Consider the following 16828-nt stretch of genomic DNA (forward strand, 5'->3'; position numbering starts at 1 on the left):
GGTGCGGCGGTGTCGGTCACGGTGCCGTCGGGTGCGGTGCCGGCGGTCGTCGTCGCAGTGCCAACAGTCACGGGGGCGTCCGTCGGTTACGTTTAAGCAGCCGAACGGGAGGGAGCCTGACGGGTGACGAGTGAGCCCCAGACGAGTGGTGACGACGTGATCAGCGACGCTACGCGCGCTGCTGCACACCCGGTGACCAACAACGCCGCGACCGACGCCCCCGTGACTGTTGGCACTGCGACGACGACCGCCGGCACCGCACCCGACGGCACCGTGACCGACACCGCCGCACCCGACGGCACCGCGACGGCCACAGCCGCGACGGCCGCGCCGACGAGCGGCGACGACAGCACCGCCGCCGCCGCGACGGAGCAGGCCGCCCCGAGCCGGTGGCAGAGCATCCGGCACCGGCTCGTCACGCCGCCCGCGATCTACGGCACCCTGCTCGTCAGTGCGATCATCGGCACCTCCGAAGACGGCGACACCGACCTCGAGATCCTCGGCACGACCGTTCCGACGCTGCTCGTGTTCTGGGTCGCCCACGTCTTCGCCGAAGCCATCGCCCACTACGGTCGGAACGGCCACCAGCGCCTCACGATGCGCCAGGCCGTGCGGTTCAGCGTCCGGCACTCCTCGGGCCTGCTCTACGCGGGCATCATCCCGTGCGGCCTGCTCGTGCTCGGCGCGGTCGGCGCGATGGAGGAGGGCGACGCGTACGCGCTCTCCCTGCTGGTTCCGGTGTTCCTGCTGGGAGCGCTCGGCTGGTTCGCCATCGCCGATCGTGGCGGCGCCTGGCACGCCAAACTGCTCGCGGGGTTTCTGACCGGCCTGCTCGGCCTGGTCGTCATCCTGCTGAAGATCGTGTTCCACTGAGAAACCCACCCGAGATGGCCCCACGCACATGAACCGCCCCACCACCGCCCTGCTCGCCGCGCTCGACGCCCTGATCGCCACGGCGATCGGCATCGGCATCCCGCTCGTCATGCTGACCATCCTCTGGGCGACCCAGTTCGACCTCGCCGTCGACTGGACGGTCTTCTGGCGCGCCTCGGTCGACCTGTGGATGCTCGGCAACGGCGTCGACCTGCAGCTCGCCCTCGCCCCGACGACCGCGACGCGGCTCGCCCTCGAGGGGGCGGCGACGCCGTTCGTGGTCAGCATCGCCCCCCTCGGATTCGCGCTGCTGACCCTGCTGCTCGGCCGCCGCTCGGGGCTGCGGCTGGGGCTCTCTCCGCATCCCGTTCTCGGCCTGGTGATCGGCGTCGTGACCGTTGCCGCGCTCGCCGCACTCGTCTGGGTCAGCGCCCAGCTGCCGGGAGCGGAGCCGACGTTCGGGCAGGCGGTGCTTCTGGTGCCGGCCGTCTACGGTCTCGGCGTCGTCGTCGGCGCGGCGGCGAGCCTCGTCAGGTCCGAGCATCCGATCGCCGGCGGTGTTCTTGCGCTGTTCGACCGGCTGCCCGCCACCGCCCGCCCGCTCGTGGCGGTCGCGCTTCGGGGCGGGGCGATCGTGGCGGCCGGGATGCTCGCCGTCGGGGCGCTCGCGACGACAGCCGGCCTCGTGGTGCACTACTCGACGGTCATCTCCCTCTACGAGTCGCTGCAGTCGGGCATCGGCGGGGGAGCGGCGCTCACGCTCGGCCAGCTCGCGCTGCTGCCGAACGCGGCCATCTGGGCGGCGAGTTGGTTCGTGGGGCCGGGGTTTGCGCTCGGCGCCGGGTCGTCGATCTCGCCCCTCGGCACGCAGGTGGGCCTTCTGCCCTCGCTGCCCCTCTTCGGTGCCCTGCCCGAGTCGTCGCCCCTCGGCTACGCGGTACTGGTCGTTCCGGTGGCCCTCGCGTTCGTGACGGGGGTCGCGCTGCGGGCCCGGCTGGTGCGGATGCCATCGGTCTCGACGGGCGTGTGGGCGGGCCGGATGATCGGCACCGGTCTCGGCGTGGGCGTCGTCGGCGCGAGCATCCTCGCCCTGCTCGCGGCGTGGTCGGGCGGTGCGGCGGGGCCGGGGCGTCTCGCCGTGGTGGGGCCGGAGCCGGGGGCCGTCTGGCTCTGGGCGTTCCTGGTGCTCGGGCTCTCGGCGTCGGTCGGGCTCCTGACGAGCGGGGTGCGCCTGCCGGGCCGGGCTGCGCGGGTGACGGCACCCGCCGGTCGGGGCGCGGCGTCGGCGCCAGCAGCCAAGGCCACACCCGCGGCCACGGCCGCCCCCGCCGCGAAGCCCACACCCACACCCACCCCCGAATCGGCCGACCCGCTGAGGCGTTAGTCTGTGGGGGTGCTGTCGATTGTCGTGCTGATCTCCGGCGGAGGATCGAACCTTCGCGCCCTGCTCGACGCGACCAGCGACGACGACTACCCCGCGCGCATCGTCGCGGTCGGGTCGGACACCGACGCAGACGGTCTCGCGCATGCCGAAGCGTTCGGGGTTCCGAGCTTCACCGTCGTTCCCACGAGTTTCGCCAGCCGCGCCGACTGGGGCGACGAGCTGCTGCAGCAGGTGCAGCAGTGGTCGCCCGATCTCGTGGTCTGCGCCGGGTTCATGCGCATCCTGCCGCCCCGTTTCGTCGAGGCGCTGTCTCCACAGCTCATCAACACGCACCCGGCCCTGCTGCCCCTTTTCCCGGGGGCCCACGCGGTGCGGGATGCCCTGGCCGCCGGTGCCCGCGAGACCGGCGTCACCGTGCACATCGTCGACGAGGGTGTCGACACCGGCCCGACGCTCGTTCAGCGGGTCGTTCCCGTTCTCCCCGGCGACACCGAGCACGTGCTTCAGGAGCGCATCAAGACGGTCGAGCGCGATCTGCTGGTGCAGACCGTGCGGAACATCGCCACCGGCACCATCGACCTCGACACCATCCACCACAGCAACAGGAGCACCACGACGCCATGAGCGGCCCACGCCACGACCCTGCCCTCTTCCACCACCGCGACCTCATCGAGATCAAGCGCGCGCTCATCTCGGTGAGCGACAAGTCGGGCCTGCTCGAGCTCGCCGGCGCCCTGAGCGCAGCCGGCGTCGAGATCGTCTCGACCGGGTCGACGGCGAAGACGATCGCCGGGGCCGGTTTCGCCGTCACCGAGGTGTCGTCGATCACCGGGTTCCCCGAGTCGCTCGACGGCCGGGTGAAGACGCTGCACCCCTCCGTGCACGCCGGCATCCTCGCCGACCTGCGGCTCGAGTCGCACATCGCGCAGCTGCAGGAGCTCGAGATCCAGGCGTTCCAGCTCGTGGTCGTGAACCTGTACCCGTTCAGCGAGACGGTCGCGAGCGGCGCTGCGCCCGACGACGTGATCGAGCAGATCGACATCGGCGGCCCCGCGCTCGTTCGGGCCTCCGCCAAGAACCATGCGAACGTGGCGATCGCGGTCTCGCCGAACACCTATCCGCTGCTGATCGAGGCGCTCGGCTCGGGCGGCACCTCCCTCGAGACCCGGCGGAACCTCGCCGCGACCGCGTTCGCCCACACGGCCGCCTATGACACGGGCGTCGCCACCTGGTTCGCCGAGCAGCTCGGCGCCAGCGCCCTGCCCGTCGACGGCCGCTTCGACCCGACGGCCCCGCTGCCCGAGAGCGGCTTCCCGAAACTCGTCGAGCGGAGCGTCTCGCTCGCCCACACCCTGCGCTACGGCGAGAACTCCCACCAGCAGGCGGCTCTCTACCTCGAACAGAACGGCCGGGGCATCGCGCAGGCCGAGCAGCTCAACGGCAAGGAGATGTCGTACAACAACTTCGTCGACGCAGATGCGGCCGTTCGCGCCGCGTGGGACTTCACCGAGCCGGCGGTGGCCATCATCAAGCACGCAAACCCCTGTGGAATAGCGGTCTCCTCCTCCACAGCGCTCGATCCGATCGCTTCTGCACACCTCCGGGCGCACGAGTGCGACCCGGTGTCGGCCTTCGGCGGCGTCATCGCCGCCAACCGCACCGTGACCCTCGGCATGGCCGAGACCGTGAAGGAGATCTTCACCGAGGTGCTGGTCGCTCCCGGGTTCGAACCGGATGCCCTGAAGCTCCTGCAGACGAAGAAGAACCTGCGCATCCTCCGTCTGCCCGCCGACTATGCGCGCCCCGCGGTCGAGCTCCGGCAGATCAGCGGCGGCGTTCTGGCGCAGACGTCGGACGGTTTCGCCGGCTACACGACCGACGCCTGGCAGCTCGTCTCCGGCGAACCGGCCGACGCCGACACCCTGAACGACCTCGTCTTCGCCTGGAAGGCGTGCCGCTCGGTGAAGTCGAACGCCATCCTGCTCGCCTCGAACGGCGCCTCGGTCGGCGTCGGCATGGGCCAGGTCAACCGCGTCGACTCCTGTCACCTTGCGGTCAGCCGCGCCGGTGCGCGGGCGGCCGGCTCTGTGGCTGCCAGCGACGCCTTCTTCCCGTTCTCCGACGGCCTGCAGGTGCTGCTCGACGCCGGCGTGAAGGCCGTCGTGCAGCCTGGTGGCTCCGTGCGCGACCCCGAGGTCATCGAGGCGGCCCAGTCCGCCGGCGTGACGATGTACTTCACGGGGGAGCGCCACTTCTTCCACTGACGAACGTGCAGAGCGCGCCCCCGGCGAGTGCCGCTAGGGTCGGGGGCATGACCCTGTTCACCCTTCGCTCGCTGCTCGCCACGGTGCTCTCGGCCGTGGTCGTCGCCGCGATCGCCCACGTCGTCGTTCTGGTCTCGTTCTTCCAGGCCAGTGGTTTCACGCCGGCATCGTTCGGCAGTGCCAATGCGTTCTTCGTGCCGCAGACGCTGTTCACGCTGCTGTTCGTGGCCGTTCTGGCGTTCGTCGGTGGCTTCCGGTCGTGGTACCTCGCCCTGCTCACCGGGCTGGTGGCGGGCATCCTCGGCGCGCTCGTCGGCACGGCCGTGCCGATCCTCGCAGCCGGCAGCGCGCTCGGTTCCGAGGTGCTCGGCGATGTGGTCGCCTCCCTGGTCGGCATCAACCTCGTCTTCGTGCTGGCGGTGGTGATCGCCTCGGCCACCGCCGGTCGCCGTGTCTACCTCGGCGTCGCCGGCGGGGGTGTGGATGCCTGGGCCGGCGCCGGGGGTGTGGATGCCGCGGCCGCCGTCGACGAGCGCCGCATCGCGATCATCCGGAGGCCCGCTGCGACCCTCGCCGACGGCCAGGTGACGCACATCGACAAGCGTGAGATCGATCTGCAGCTCGCCGACGAGCAGTGGGAGTCGTACGTCAACGTGCTCGAGAACGCGGGGTGGACGACGATCGAGGTCGACAGGGCCGACGATCTGGCCGACTCGGTGTTCGTCGAAGACGCCGTCGTCATCTTCGGCGACGTCGCTGTCATCGCGAGCCCGGGCAGTGAGCACCGGGTGGCAGAGACCGAGGCTGTCGAAGCGACGGCGCACGAGCTCGGCCTGCGGATCGCGCACATCGTGACGCCGGGAACGCTCGACGGGGGAGACGTGCTGAAGGTCGGCCGCACGGTCTACGTCGGCCGGAGCGGCCGCACCAATGCCGAGGGCATCCACCAGCTGCGGCACATCGTGTCGTCGCTCGGCTATACGGTGGTGGCCGTTCCGCTCACGAAGGTGCTGCACCTGAAGAGCGCGGTGACGGCACTGCCCGACGGTACCGTCATCGGCTACCTGCCGCTCGTCGACGACCCGAACATCTTCGACCGCTTCCTCAGCGTGCCCGAAGAGGGTGGTGCCCACGTGGTGAAGCTCACCGACGACACCGTGCTGATGGCGGCCTCCGCCCCCCTGACCGCCGAACTCATCGAGAACCTCGGCTACCGGGTGATCTCGGTCGACATCAGCGAGTACGAGAAGCTCGAGGGCTGCGTCACCTGCCTCTCGGTGCGGGTGCGCTGACGCCGACACCCAGCTTGCGGTTCACACGTTTCTCTGTGTAGCCTTCAAGGCTGCCTGAAAACACCTCACAAGGGATCACTTCACGATGTCTGCCTCAGAAGAGCAGTCGACGCTGCGCACGCTCAGCCGTCTGTACACCTACGCGCGCCCCGCGATGCCGCGCATCTCGGCGGCCGTCGGCGTCTCGCTCGTGGCCAGCCTCGTGTCGCTCGCCATCCCGCAGGTGCTGCAGGTGCTGATCGACGGCCCGCTCACCCAGGGTGACCCCTCGCAGATCTGGCCGGTCGTGCTCGTCATCCTAGGGCTCGGCGTTCTCGAGGCCATTTTGATCGCCCTCCGCCGCGTGCTGGTGCTGACGCCCGGCACGCACGTCGAGGCGAGCATGCGCAACAGCCTCTACGCCCACCTGCAGGAGTTACCCGTCGAGTTCCACGACCGCTGGCCGAGCGGCCAGCTGCTCTCCCGCGCCGTGAGCGACCTCAACCTCATCCGCCGCTGGCTCTCGTTCGGCGTCGTCATCATGGTGGTCAACGTCGTGACGATCATCATTGGCTTCGGCATCCTGATCAGCCTGAACTGGGTGCTCGGCCTCATCTTCGCGCTGGCCTCCATTCCGGTTCTCGCCTACAGCTACGTCTTCGAGGGCAAGTACTCCGACGCCGCCCGGCGCTCGCAGGACCAGGTGGGCGACCTCGCGACCTCGGTCGAGGAGTCGGTGCACGGCATCCGCGTCCTGAAGGCGTTCGGTCGCGGCCCGTTCGCCCTGAAGAAGTTCGAACGCCAGGCCGAACGCCTCCGCGGCACCGAGATCGAGAAGGCGAAGGCCGTCGCGAACATCTGGCTGTGGCTGTTGCTGGTTCCGGATGTCGCGTTCGCCGTCTGCCTCGTCGTCGGTGTCTGGCTGGCCTCGACCGGGCAGACCTCGGTCGGCGGGCTCGTGGCGTTCTTCGCCACCGCCACGGTTCTGCTCTTCCCCGTGGAGTCGATGGGCTACTTTCTCGCGATGACCTTCGACGCGAAGACGGCGACCGCACGGTTCTTCGACGTGCTCGACTCCGAGAACACCATCGTCGATCCCGAAGCGCCGACGAGCATCCCCGCGCCCCAGGGCCGGCTCACCTTCGACGCCGTGCACTTCCGCTACCAGGATGCGCCGGCCCACTTTCCCGACCTGCTCGACGGCATCGACCTCGACATCGAGCCGGGCGAGACGATGGCGCTGGTCGGCCTCACGGGTTCGGGCAAGAGCACCCTGACGGCCCTCACCACCCGGCTCTACGACGTGACCGGCGGGCGCGTGCTGCTCGACGGAGTCGACATCCGCGACCTTTCGAGGGCCGACGTGCGAACGAACATCGCGATGGCGTTCGAAGACGCAACGCTCTTCAGCGCCTCGGTGCGGGAGAACGTCGTGCTCGGTCGCCCCGACGCGAGCGACGACGAGGTGGCGGAAGCCCTCTCGATCGCGCAGGCCGGTTTCGTGTACGACCTGCCCGAAGGCCTTGCCACCCGGGTGGGTGAAGAAGGACTCAGTCTCTCGGGCGGCCAGCGGCAGCGTCTCGCGCTGGCGAGGGCGGTGGCGGCGAAGCCCCGCGTGCTGGTTCTGGATGATCCGCTCTCCGCCCTCGATGTCGACACCGAGGCGCTGGTGGAGGCCGCGCTCCGCAAGGTGCTCGCGTCGACCACCGCGCTCATCGTGGCGCACCGTCCCTCGACGGTCGCGCTGGCGGATCGCGTCGCCCTGCTGCAGAACGGCCGCGTCACCGCGGTCGGAACGCATTCCGACCTGATCGCGCACAACGATCACTACCGCTACGTCATCTCGAGTTTCGATGACGAGTCCAACCAGGCGAACGAACCGAGCGACGAGGAGGTGCGCGCATGAGCGAGACCACGGTCACCGGCGTCGAAGGCGAGGAGCGGAACGACTTCACCCGCGCCGAGAGCAAGCAGATCAGACAGCGTTCGACGGCGCTCCTCGGTTCGCTGCTGCGGCCCGAGCGCTCGAAACTCGTTCTCGGCCTGGTCGTCGTCATCGTGAGTACGGCCGCCCAGGTCGCGGGCCCTGCGCTCATCGCCTACGGCATCGACACCGGACTCCCGGCCCTGCTGAACAACGACTGGATGCCGCTCGCAACGGCAGGCGCCGTCTATCTCGTCGCGGGCATCGTCGGCGCCGTGCTCATCTCCTGGTTCACCGTGCTCACCGCGCGCATCTCGCAGGCCATCCTCCTCGACCTCCGCAAACGGGTCTTCGTGCAGACGCAGCGGCTGAGCCTCGAATTCCACGAGACGTACACCTCTGGCCGCATCATCTCCCGGCAGACCAGCGACCTCGACTCCATCCGCGAGCTGCTCGATTCGGGGATCAACCAACTGGTGCAGGGCCTTCTCTACATGCTCTTCATCGCTATCGCGCTGTTCTCGCTCGATGTGGCGAGCGGAATCATCCTCGTCGTCTCGCTCGTGCCGCTGCTGATCCTCACCCGCTGGTTCCAGCTGCGCTCGCAGAAGCTCTTCCGTACCACCCGCACGGCGTCGGCGAAGCTGATCGTGAAGTTCGTCGAGACGATGACCGGCATCCGCGCCGTGAAGGCGTTCCGCACCGAGAAGAGCAACGACCGGGAGTTCGGCGGGCTGGTCGAGCAGTACCGTTCCTCGAACGCCAAGGTCATCCGCCTGTTCGGCATCTTCGACCCCGGGCTCGTGCTGATCGGCAACGTCACCGTCGCCGTCGTGCTGCTCGTCGGCGCGTTCCGCGTCGTCGACGGGCAGGTGGCCGTCGGTGTTCTGCTGGCCGCCGTGCTCTACACGCGCCGCTTCTTCGACCCGATGGAGGAGATGGCGATGTTCTACAACTCCTACCAGTCGGCGGCTGCGGCCCTCGAGAAGATCTCGGGCGTGCTCGAGGAAGAGCTGAGTGTGCCCGATCCGGTGCGCCCCGTCGACCTCTGGACGGCGAAGGGCGCGGTCGACTTCGACGACGTTGAGTTCTCGTACCAGAACGGCCGCGTCGTGCTGCCCGAGTTCAGCCTGCACATCCCGGCCGGCCAGACGATCGCCCTGGTGGGCTCGACGGGCGCAGGCAAGTCGACGCTCGCCAAGCTGATCTCCCGGTTCTACGACCCGAGCACCGGGGCGGTGAGCCTCGACCACATCGACCTGCGCCAGCTGCACCCCAAAGACCTCCGTCGCGCCATCGTCATGGTCACGCAGGAGGCATACCTGTTCTCGGGAACCGTGGCCGACAACATCGCGATCGGAAAGCCCGGTGCCTCCCGCGACGAGATCGTGGCGGCAGCGAAGGCGGTGGGGGCCCACGCCTTCATCGATGGTCTGCCCGACGGCTACGAGACCGACGTCAACAAGCGCGGCGGCCGGGTGTCTGCCGGCCAGCGACAGCTCGTCTCGTTCGCGCGGGCGTTCCTCGCCGACCCCGCGGTGCTCATTCTCGACGAGGCGACGGCGTCACTCGACATCCCGAGCGAACGGCAGGTTCAGGATGCCCTGCAGACCCTGCTCGCCGACCGCACCGCCATCATCATCGCGCACCGGCTCTCGACGGTGGCCATCGCCGACCGCGTGCTGGTGATGGAGAACGGGCGCATCATCGAAGACGGAACGCCCGACGAGCTGATCGGCGGAACCGGCCGGTTCTCACAGCTGCACGCGTCGTGGCGGGAGTCGCTCGTCTGAGCTATCGGCCGGTGTGAGCGGTCTGCCGTTCCGGGCGGACTGCCGTTCCGGGTGACTTGGGCCATCTGAGCGATCGGCCGATCTGCCGGGGGATGCTGCTACGGAGTCCAGCCGTAGTACTTGCCGTCCTGGGCGAAGATGTGCCACGGGCCGCTGCAGACGATGCCGACACCCTCGTTCAGCTGCTGGGGCCACCAGGTCTCGCCGAGTTCGGCCGTCAGGGCACCGGTGTTCTTCGACTGGTCGAGCTCGGGGTCGGATGCGGCGTCGCAGCCGGTGAACGTCGGCGGGGTCGCCGTGGGCGAGAACATCAGGATCGACGCGTTGTGCGTCTGGTCGGTCTTCACCCGGATGAACGTCGCGTCGGCCGGAACCCACGCCGGAATCGCGACGGACGCGTTTGCGCCCGCGGCGTCGGCCGTAGTCGCATAGATCGCCGAAGCGTAGGGCGGAGAAATCACGTTGGCAACGCCGCAACCCGAGAGCAGAGACACACTCGCGGCGATCAACGGCAGAGCAACCAGCAAGCGACGCTTCACAGCTTCTCCCGTTGATTGTCGAGGGCGAACAGGTTCGTGGTGGTCACGAATTCGCGTTCCACCTCGCCATAGCGTAGTCGACCCGGTAGCCGCACTCCGTCGGGGCTGCGGCGAGGGGCGTATTCTCAGCGTCATAGTGGGGCCGGGCATCCCGCTCGTGGCCCCGGGGTGGATGCCCGCCGGCGCGCACCACCCGCCACCACGGATGGCGTCCGCCCGAGCGGGCCAGCACCGTGCCGACGGCGCGTGCTGCGCGGGAGCCGAGCAGAGCCGCGACATCCCCGTAGGTCACGACATGGCCGGCCGGGATGGAGTCGACCACCTCGAGCACCGCGGCGCCGAAGTCCTGGTGCTCTGCGCTGGCCTCGGCCGGGACTCTGCCGCCGCCGGCCATCTGGCTCAGAGCTTCAGGGCGGCGATCGTCTCGCCGTACTGGGTCTCGCCGATCGGAGTGAAGCCCACGGCCGTGAAGAAGGCCTCCGGGCCGAGCTCGCCGGGCTCGAACATGACGGTGAGCTGGTCGAACCCGCGCGAACGAGCCTCTTCGGCCAAGGCCGTGACGGCGAACCGGCCGACACCCCTGCCCTGGGATTCGGCGGCGACGTTCATGCGCCAGATGCACCCGCGGAACTCGTCGTGCGGGCTGTCGGGATCGAAGTTGCCCATGATGAAGCCGACCACGTCGTCACCGTCGAGCACCACCCGCGGCCAGGCCGTGGCGGGGTTCACATAGGCTTCGGCGATCGAGTGCGAAACCGGCGCCACGAACTGCTCCTGGCCCGGCTTCAGCGTGAGCGTGTTCGCAGCCACGATGGTGGTGGCTGACAGCTCTTCGAGTCTCAGTTCGCTCATGTTGACAGGGTAGTGGGTGGCCCTGTCGGGCGCCACAGCCCGACCGGTCCGGCGCCGAGCGAAACTCTCTCTATATCGAGACACTTCGCAGAAAGGGTAGGCTACACGAGGGCCTTCGGGCCAGCGAATTTGAACAAGACGAACAGGAGTTCTGCATGTCGAAGATCCAGGTAGAGGGAACGGTCGTCGAACTCGACGGCGACGAGATGACCCGCATCATCTGGCAGTCCATCAAAGACACGCTCATCCACCCGTACCTCGACGTGAAGCTCGAGTACTACGACCTCGGCATCGAGCACCGTGACGCCACCGACGACCAGGTCACTGTCGACGCTGCCAACGCCATCAAGAAGCACGGCGTGGGTGTCAAGTGCGCCACGATCACCCCCGACGAGGCCCGCGTCGAGGAGTTCGGCCTGAAGAAGATGTGGAAGAGCCCGAACGGCACGATCCGCAACATCCTGGGCGGCACCATCTTCCGTGAGCCGATCATCATCTCGAACATCCCGCGACTCGTTCCCGGCTGGAACAAGCCGATCATCGTCGGCCGCCACGCGTTCGGCGACCAGTACAAGGCGACCGACTTCCGGTTCGAGGGCAAGGGAACGCTCACGATCTCGTTCCAGCCCGAAGACGGCAGCGAAGCGCAGTCGTTCGAGGTCTTCCAGTCGCCGGGTTCCGGCGTCGCGATGGCCATGTACAACCTCGACGAGTCGATCCGCGACTTCGCCCGGGCGTCGCTCAGCTACGGCCTGAACCGCAAGTACCCGGTCTACCTGTCGACCAAGAACACGATCCTGAAGGCCTACGACGGCCGGTTCAAAGACCTCTTCCAGGAGGTCTTCGACGACGAGTTCGCCGCGGCCTTCGCCGAGGCAGGCATCACCTACGAGCACCGCCTGATCGACGACATGGTCGCTGCGGCACTCAAGTGGGAGGGTGGCTACGTGTGGGCCGCGAAGAACTACGACGGTGACGTGCAGAGCGACACCGTGGCGCAGGGCTTCGGCTCGCTCGGGCTCATGACCAGCGTGCTCTTCACCCCCGACGGCAAGACCGTCGAGGCCGAGGCTGCGCACGGCACGGTCACGCGCCACTACCGCCAGCACCAGGCCGGCAAGCCCACCTCGACAAACCCGATCGCGTCGATCTACGCGTGGACCCGGGGGCTCGCGCACCGCGCCAAGCTCGACGGCAACGACGAGCTGAACACCTTCGCCGAGACCCTCGAAGACGTCGTCATCAAGACCGTCGAGTCGGGCGCCATGACGAAAGACCTCGCACTGCTCGTCGGCCCCGACCAGCCGTACCAGACCACCGAGGAGTTCCTCGCGACGCTGGCCGACAACCTGAAGACGCGCCTGGCGTAGTTTCGGCTCCCTCGAGGAGCAGCGGTACTAGTTCGTGTGGGTCGCCGGTTCGCCGGCGGCCCACACGCGGTTGACCGACCAGTCGGTGTCGAGCAGCACCACATCGGCGGCGAAGCCCGGGGCTAGGTAGCCGAGCCTGTCGTCGAGCCCCAGCGCGCGGGCCGGCGACGCCGTGAGGGCCCGCACCGCCAACACCGGATCGATGTCGGAGTCGAACAGCGCAGAGCGCAGCGCGACATCCTGGGTCAGCGTGGAACCCGCGATCGTCGTCGTGCCCGAGAGCATGGCCCGGCCGTCGGTCACCGACACGTTGAGGTCGCCCAGCTTGTAGTGCCCGTCGACCGAACCGGCCGCGGCCATGGCATCGGTGATCAGCAGGATGCGCATGGGCGCTGCGAAGAAGGCGACGCGAGCGACTTCGGGATGCACGTGGAACCCGTCGAGGATCAGTTCGAGGGCTACCCGAGGGTCGCCGAGTGCTGCGGTCACGGGCCCGGGCTCGCGGTGCTTGATGCCGGGCATCGCGTTGAACGCATGCGTCAGCAGCGTCGCCCCGCGGTCGAAGGCCTGCTTCGTGAGAGCGAAATCGGCGTCGGTGTGGCCGACGCCCACCACGATGCCGGCGGCGACGAACGCGTCGATCGCGTCGAGCGCGCCCGGCAGTTCGGGGGCGAGCGTGACCTGCCGGATCGTTCCGCGGCCGGCGCTGATCAGCTCCGAGACGATCTCGGGCGTCGGCGTCGTCAGGTGGGCGGGGTTGTGTGCGCCGCGGTGGTTGCGTGCGAGGAACGGGCCCTCGAGGTGCGACCCGAGAATGCGCGGATCGCGTTCGGCGAGGTCGGCGATCATCCCGAGGCTCTCGCAGAGCGTCTCGACAGGGTTTGCAACCAGGCTGATGATCGAGCGGGTCGTGCCGTGCGCCCGATGCATCTCGAGCGCCTGGCGGATCTCGTCGGCGCCGTTGTCGAAGGAGTGCCCGCCACCACCGTGGCCGTGCATGTCGATGAACCCCGGGGTGATCCAGCGGCCGGCGGCGTTGATGACCTCGGCGTTCTCGGCGGTCGCCCAGCCGTGCCAGCCGGTTCCGGTTCCGGTCGCGGCGAGGGTCTGGCCCGAGAAGGCCAGCCAGAAGTCGTCGACCCTGTCGTCGGCGTCGACCTTCGTCGCGGAATGGATGACGACCGTCATGCGAACTCCTTGCGACCCGCGATGATGCCGCTGATCATGGCGAGCAGGCCGAACGCGACGGCGACGACCCACTGGCCCATCACCAGCCACGCCAGGGCGGCCGAGCCCATGATCACGATCTCGACGAGGGCTTTGCCGAAGGCGTCGAGGCTGATGACCGCCTTCGGCGAACGGAACAGGCCCCACAGCAGGATGGCGAACAGGGGAGCACCGAGGCCGAACAGCCAGTTCCAGAGGGGCGGCCAGGCGAGGAAGCCCCAGAGGCCGATCGAGAAGAAGGCGAAGAGCTCGAGCAGCAGCCTCAGCACGTCGTTGGGCCCGAAGCGGAGGGGCGGGCTGGCGGCGGTGTTCACGCCTGCAATAGTACCGGGGGTGGCTGGGCCGATCGGGCCGGGTGGGTGGCGCGGGCGACGGGGGTTCCGCGCCGGGTGGTGGGCGCCGCAGCCGTTGCCTGCCGCCTGCTTCTGCCGGGCATCCAGAGCCGCCTGTCGGGTACAATCGACGGTGGCGGACGGATATCGTGCCGCCCCGAGCGCGAACATGGTCGGTTGCGTACTCGCCGCATGTCGCACCCTCGAAAAGTGGTCTGTTTCACCGTGACGAACACCGTCAGTATTCCCATCATCCCGACGCCCGCCCCCTCCGGCCGGATGCCCTACGGCGGCCTGCTCCTGCTCGCCACCGCCGTCTTCATGTCGGTCACGGCCGAGATGATGCCCACCGGACTGCTCCCCGAAATGAGCGCGAGCCTCGGCGTCAGCGAGTCGCAGGTGGGCCTGCTGGTCACCCTCTTCGCGCTCGCGGTCGTCGTGACGGCGGTGCCCCTGACCGCACTGACCCGGCGCATCTCGCGGCACACGCTGATCGTGGCGGTGCTCGTCGTGGTCGCGATCACCGGCCTTCTCTCGGCGATCGCGCCGAGCTACGAGTTCCTCGCGGTGGCCCGCGTGCTCGGCGGAACCGCGCACGGCCTGTTCTGGGCGGTGGTGGGCGTCTACGCCGCGCACCTCGTGCCGCGGGAGCACCTCGCCCGAGCCGTCGCCATCACCACCGGGGGCGGCACGCTCGCCTTCGTGCTCGGGGTGCCGCTCGCGACCATCGTCGGCCAGGCGTTCGGCTGGCGGGTTCCGTTCGCGGCGATCGCGGTGCTGGCGCTCTGCGCCGCCGTGCTGGTCGCGAAGACGCTGCCGCGGGTGGGGGCGGCGTCGCCGCGGGCGGGTGCGGCTGCGGCTGCTGGTGCTGGTGCTGGTGCTGGTGCCGGTGCCGGTGCGTCGGCTGCTGGTGGGTCGGCTCCGGATGCTCGGCCGGCCCCGCGCCTCGCGAAGAAGCGCGACGCCACCGTGCCCGCCGTCGTTCTGCTCTGCGTCGTCGTGGGCCTTCTGATGGTCGGCCACTACTCCCTGTACACGTACGTGACGCCGTTCCTCGTCGGGCAGATGGGCGTGCCGGTCGGCAACGTCGGCGCGCTGCTCTTCGTCTACGGCATCGCCGGAGCGGTCGGGCTCCTCCTCGCCGGCTTCGTCTTCAGCCGCCGCCCCACGTTCGGCGTCGGCATCGGGCTCGTCGTGACGGGCGCCTCCGTGCTGGTGCTCTCGCTCTGGGCGGCGAACCCCCTGCTGTCGATCCCGGCCTTCGCGATCTGGGGTGTGGCGCTCGGCGTGATCCCCGCCCTCATGCAGGCCCGGCTGCTGCACGTGGCGTCGCCGGCCATCCGCGACACCGCCAACGCCTTCTACTCCACGGCCTTCAACGTGGGCATCGCCGGCGGCGCCCTGCTCGGCGGCATCGTCCTCGGGGGCCTCGGCCTCGAGTCGCTCCCGATCGCCTACCTGCTGCTGCTCGGTGTCTCCGGCGCACTGCTCTGGTTATCGGTGATCGTGTCGCACCGCCGCCACCAGGCGACGCTGGCGTAGCCGCGGGGCGGCGGCCGCCGTCCGCCGTGCGCCGCGCGCTGCCCGTCAGGGTTGCCACCCGGGAGCGCCCGCTGCCCGCCGCCCGCCGCGCCCCAGGGTCGCCGCGCGCGTGGCTGTGGCGGTTGCGGCTGCGCGTGCGCGCCGCCCGGCTGGTCGCGCCTGCCGCGTCTAGTGCACCGCCGCTGCGTTGCGCCGCACAGAGCAGCCCATCCAGACCGCCTACCGCGCCTGACTCTCCCCTCTTACCCCGAGTCGCGCCTCATCCGGTCACTCCGCCCACTGCGTTACCCCCGCGCACCGCCCGGCGCCGTGGCGGCGTGCACGCGGCGGGCTACGCCTCCATTGACGCGCACCGGCGCGGAGGCGGGGCCGCGCTGGGGCCGCTGGGGCCGGGTGAGGCCGAATTGTGTCGCCCGGCCCCACGCTGCGTCACGCCGCGTTTCGCTGTGCCCGGACGGGTGGGAATGCAGCGGAGACTGGCCGCGGTGCGGCTGCCGGGACGTCGGTGCCGGTAGGGCGCGGGCGGCGAGCCGGCGGGGTGAGCCTGCGCGGGGAAACGGGCAAGCGGGCAGGTGGGGTGCAGGCATGCGGGGTGCGGGCGGCCGGGTGAAGGGACGCGGGTGGAGCCTCATACGCTCGGTGGGACGGTGGGAAGGCGTGCCGTGCGGGGACGCGGGTGGTGCGGGGGTCAGCCGACGAAGGCGACCTGGGCGGCGGCGGAGGGGCCGTGGCGGCCGGTGTCGGGGTCGGCGTAGCGGATGGCGATCGTGGCCGAGCCGGGGGTGGTGGGCGCGGCGAACTCTCCGCTGAAGTTGCCGTCGGCGTTGAGGGTGAACGCGCGGGGGTCGGGGCGACCGTCGAGGAGCTGCTCGAAGTCAGCATCGGCGTCGCCACGGGCGTCCACGATGTAGTGCTCGCCGCTCAGAACCGACGTCGGCTGTGGGCTCACCAAGGTGAGAGCGGAGAGCGAGACGAACGTCTCGACGGTCGTCGGAGAGCGGACTCCGTTCTCGCTGATCTGCCGCACGGCGAGCCGGTGCTCACCGAAGTCGAGGGCGTCGAAGTCGGAGACGGTGAACGACCCGTGGCTGTCGGCGCGGGTCTCGGCGACCACGATGTCGGCGGGCACGCTCGGGTCGGACATCGGTATGGCGCTCGCCTGCCCGCCGGCGTCGTGCGCCCGCCCGCTGTTGTCGTTCGGCGTGGCTGCGGGGCGTCGGCTCGTGTCGGCGGAGTTCGCGCTGTCTGTGACGGCTCCGGCGCCGGTCGCGCTGATGGTGGCCGTTCTGGGGCCGAGGTCGACGACCTCGACGGTCGCGCCGGGGAGGGCGCGGCCCGTCGCGATCGGGTAGAGGTGGCCGTCGGGGTCGGGGGTGAGCTCGACGTCTGGCGCCGGCGGCACGGCGGGTGGCTGCGGGGGAGGTGTCGGCTCCGGGGTGGTCGACGGGGTTGGTGTG

At 69.7% G+C, this 16828-nt stretch carries 14 protein-coding genes and 1 pseudogene; 9 read left to right on the forward strand and 6 right to left on the reverse strand.

Annotation, left to right across the window (positions count from 1 at the left end; translation table 11 throughout):
* The first annotated feature begins 123 nt into the window (after window positions 1-123).
* The 7 genes from C5B96_RS02355 (at window position 124) to C5B96_RS02385 (ending at window position 9509) form a co-directional block, all read left to right on the forward strand.
* Window positions 124-873 (forward strand): hypothetical protein, encoded by a 750-nt coding sequence (locus C5B96_RS02355; RefSeq protein ID WP_104242595.1) that lies wholly within the window; start codon window positions 124-126, stop codon window positions 871-873.
* Window positions 874-901: 28 nt separating this feature from the next.
* Window positions 902-2257 carry a DUF6350 family protein gene (locus C5B96_RS02360; protein WP_199176524.1) on the forward strand — a complete coding sequence of 452 codons (1356 nt, stop codon included), beginning with the start codon at window positions 902-904 and terminating at the stop codon, window positions 2255-2257.
* A 9-nt stretch (window positions 2258-2266) separates the two neighbouring features.
* Window positions 2267-2881 (forward strand): phosphoribosylglycinamide formyltransferase, encoded by a 615-nt coding sequence (gene purN, locus C5B96_RS02365; RefSeq protein ID WP_104242597.1) that lies wholly within the window; start codon window positions 2267-2269, stop codon window positions 2879-2881.
* The gene (purH, locus tag C5B96_RS02370; RefSeq protein ID WP_104242599.1) at window positions 2878-4521 is read left to right on the forward strand and encodes a bifunctional phosphoribosylaminoimidazolecarboxamide formyltransferase/IMP cyclohydrolase; all 1644 of its coding nucleotides are present in this window, start codon (window positions 2878-2880) and stop codon (window positions 4519-4521) included. The genes purN and purH overlap by 4 nt, the downstream gene beginning before the upstream one ends.
* A 47-nt stretch (window positions 4522-4568) precedes the next feature.
* The gene (gene ddaH / locus C5B96_RS18000) at window positions 4569-5813 is read left to right on the forward strand and encodes a dimethylargininase (protein ID WP_104242601.1); all 1245 of its coding nucleotides are present in this window, start codon (window positions 4569-4571) and stop codon (window positions 5811-5813) included.
* An 85-nt stretch (window positions 5814-5898) separates the two neighbouring features.
* A complete protein-coding gene (locus C5B96_RS02380; RefSeq protein WP_104242603.1) occupies window positions 5899-7698 on the forward strand; it encodes an ABC transporter ATP-binding protein in 1800 nt (599 codons plus the stop codon).
* A complete protein-coding gene (locus C5B96_RS02385) occupies window positions 7695-9509 on the forward strand; it encodes an ABC transporter ATP-binding protein (RefSeq protein WP_104242605.1) in 1815 nt (604 codons plus the stop codon). The genes C5B96_RS02380 and C5B96_RS02385 overlap by 4 nt, the downstream gene beginning before the upstream one ends.
* Window positions 9510-9607: 98 nt before the next feature.
* Here C5B96_RS02385 and C5B96_RS02390 read toward each other — a convergent pair whose 3' ends face one another.
* The 3 genes from C5B96_RS02390 to C5B96_RS02400 form a co-directional block, all read right to left on the reverse strand.
* Window positions 9608-9970, reverse strand: coding sequence for a hypothetical protein (locus tag C5B96_RS02390; protein WP_146078065.1), 363 nt, complete (start codon window positions 9968-9970; stop codon window positions 9608-9610).
* Window positions 9971-10091: 121 nt separating this feature from the next.
* Window positions 10092-10442 carry an MGMT family protein gene (locus C5B96_RS02395; protein ID WP_104242609.1) on the reverse strand — a complete coding sequence of 117 codons (351 nt, stop codon included), beginning with the start codon at window positions 10440-10442 and terminating at the stop codon, window positions 10092-10094.
* 5 nt (window positions 10443-10447) lie between these two features.
* Entirely contained in the window at window positions 10448-10900 is a 453-nt protein-coding gene (locus C5B96_RS02400) for a GNAT family N-acetyltransferase (protein ID WP_104242611.1), read from the reverse strand.
* Window positions 10901-11055: 155 nt separating this feature from the next.
* Here C5B96_RS02400 and C5B96_RS02405 point away from each other — a divergent pair, with 155 nt between their 5' ends.
* Window positions 11056-12270, forward strand: coding sequence for an NADP-dependent isocitrate dehydrogenase (locus C5B96_RS02405; protein ID WP_104242613.1), 1215 nt, complete (start codon window positions 11056-11058; stop codon window positions 12268-12270).
* A 27-nt stretch (window positions 12271-12297) separates the two neighbouring features.
* Here C5B96_RS02405 and nagA read toward each other — a convergent pair whose 3' ends face one another.
* Window positions 12298-13458 carry an N-acetylglucosamine-6-phosphate deacetylase gene (gene nagA / locus C5B96_RS02410; RefSeq protein WP_104242615.1) on the reverse strand — a complete coding sequence of 387 codons (1161 nt, stop codon included), beginning with the start codon at window positions 13456-13458 and terminating at the stop codon, window positions 12298-12300.
* The gene (locus C5B96_RS02415; RefSeq protein ID WP_233188949.1) at window positions 13455-13811 is read right to left on the reverse strand and encodes a YrdB family protein; all 357 of its coding nucleotides are present in this window, start codon (window positions 13809-13811) and stop codon (window positions 13455-13457) included. Before C5B96_RS02415 ends, nagA begins: the two co-directional genes overlap by 4 nt.
* A gap of 243 nt (window positions 13812-14054) precedes the next feature.
* On the opposite strand from C5B96_RS02415, the gene C5B96_RS02420 reads away from it, so the two are divergent.
* Window positions 14055-15371 (forward strand): MFS transporter, encoded by a 1317-nt coding sequence (locus C5B96_RS02420; protein WP_233188950.1) that lies wholly within the window; start codon window positions 14055-14057, stop codon window positions 15369-15371.
* A gap of 688 nt (window positions 15372-16059) precedes the next feature.
* Here the strand turns inward: C5B96_RS02420 and C5B96_RS02425 are convergent.
* Window positions 16060-16828 (reverse strand): annotated as a pseudogene (locus C5B96_RS02425) (hypothetical protein); the annotation flags it as partial.

This window comes from Subtercola sp. Z020 (assembly GCF_002931235.1).
In the GTDB taxonomy this organism is placed as follows: Bacteria; Actinomycetota; Actinomycetes; order Actinomycetales; family Microbacteriaceae; genus Subtercola.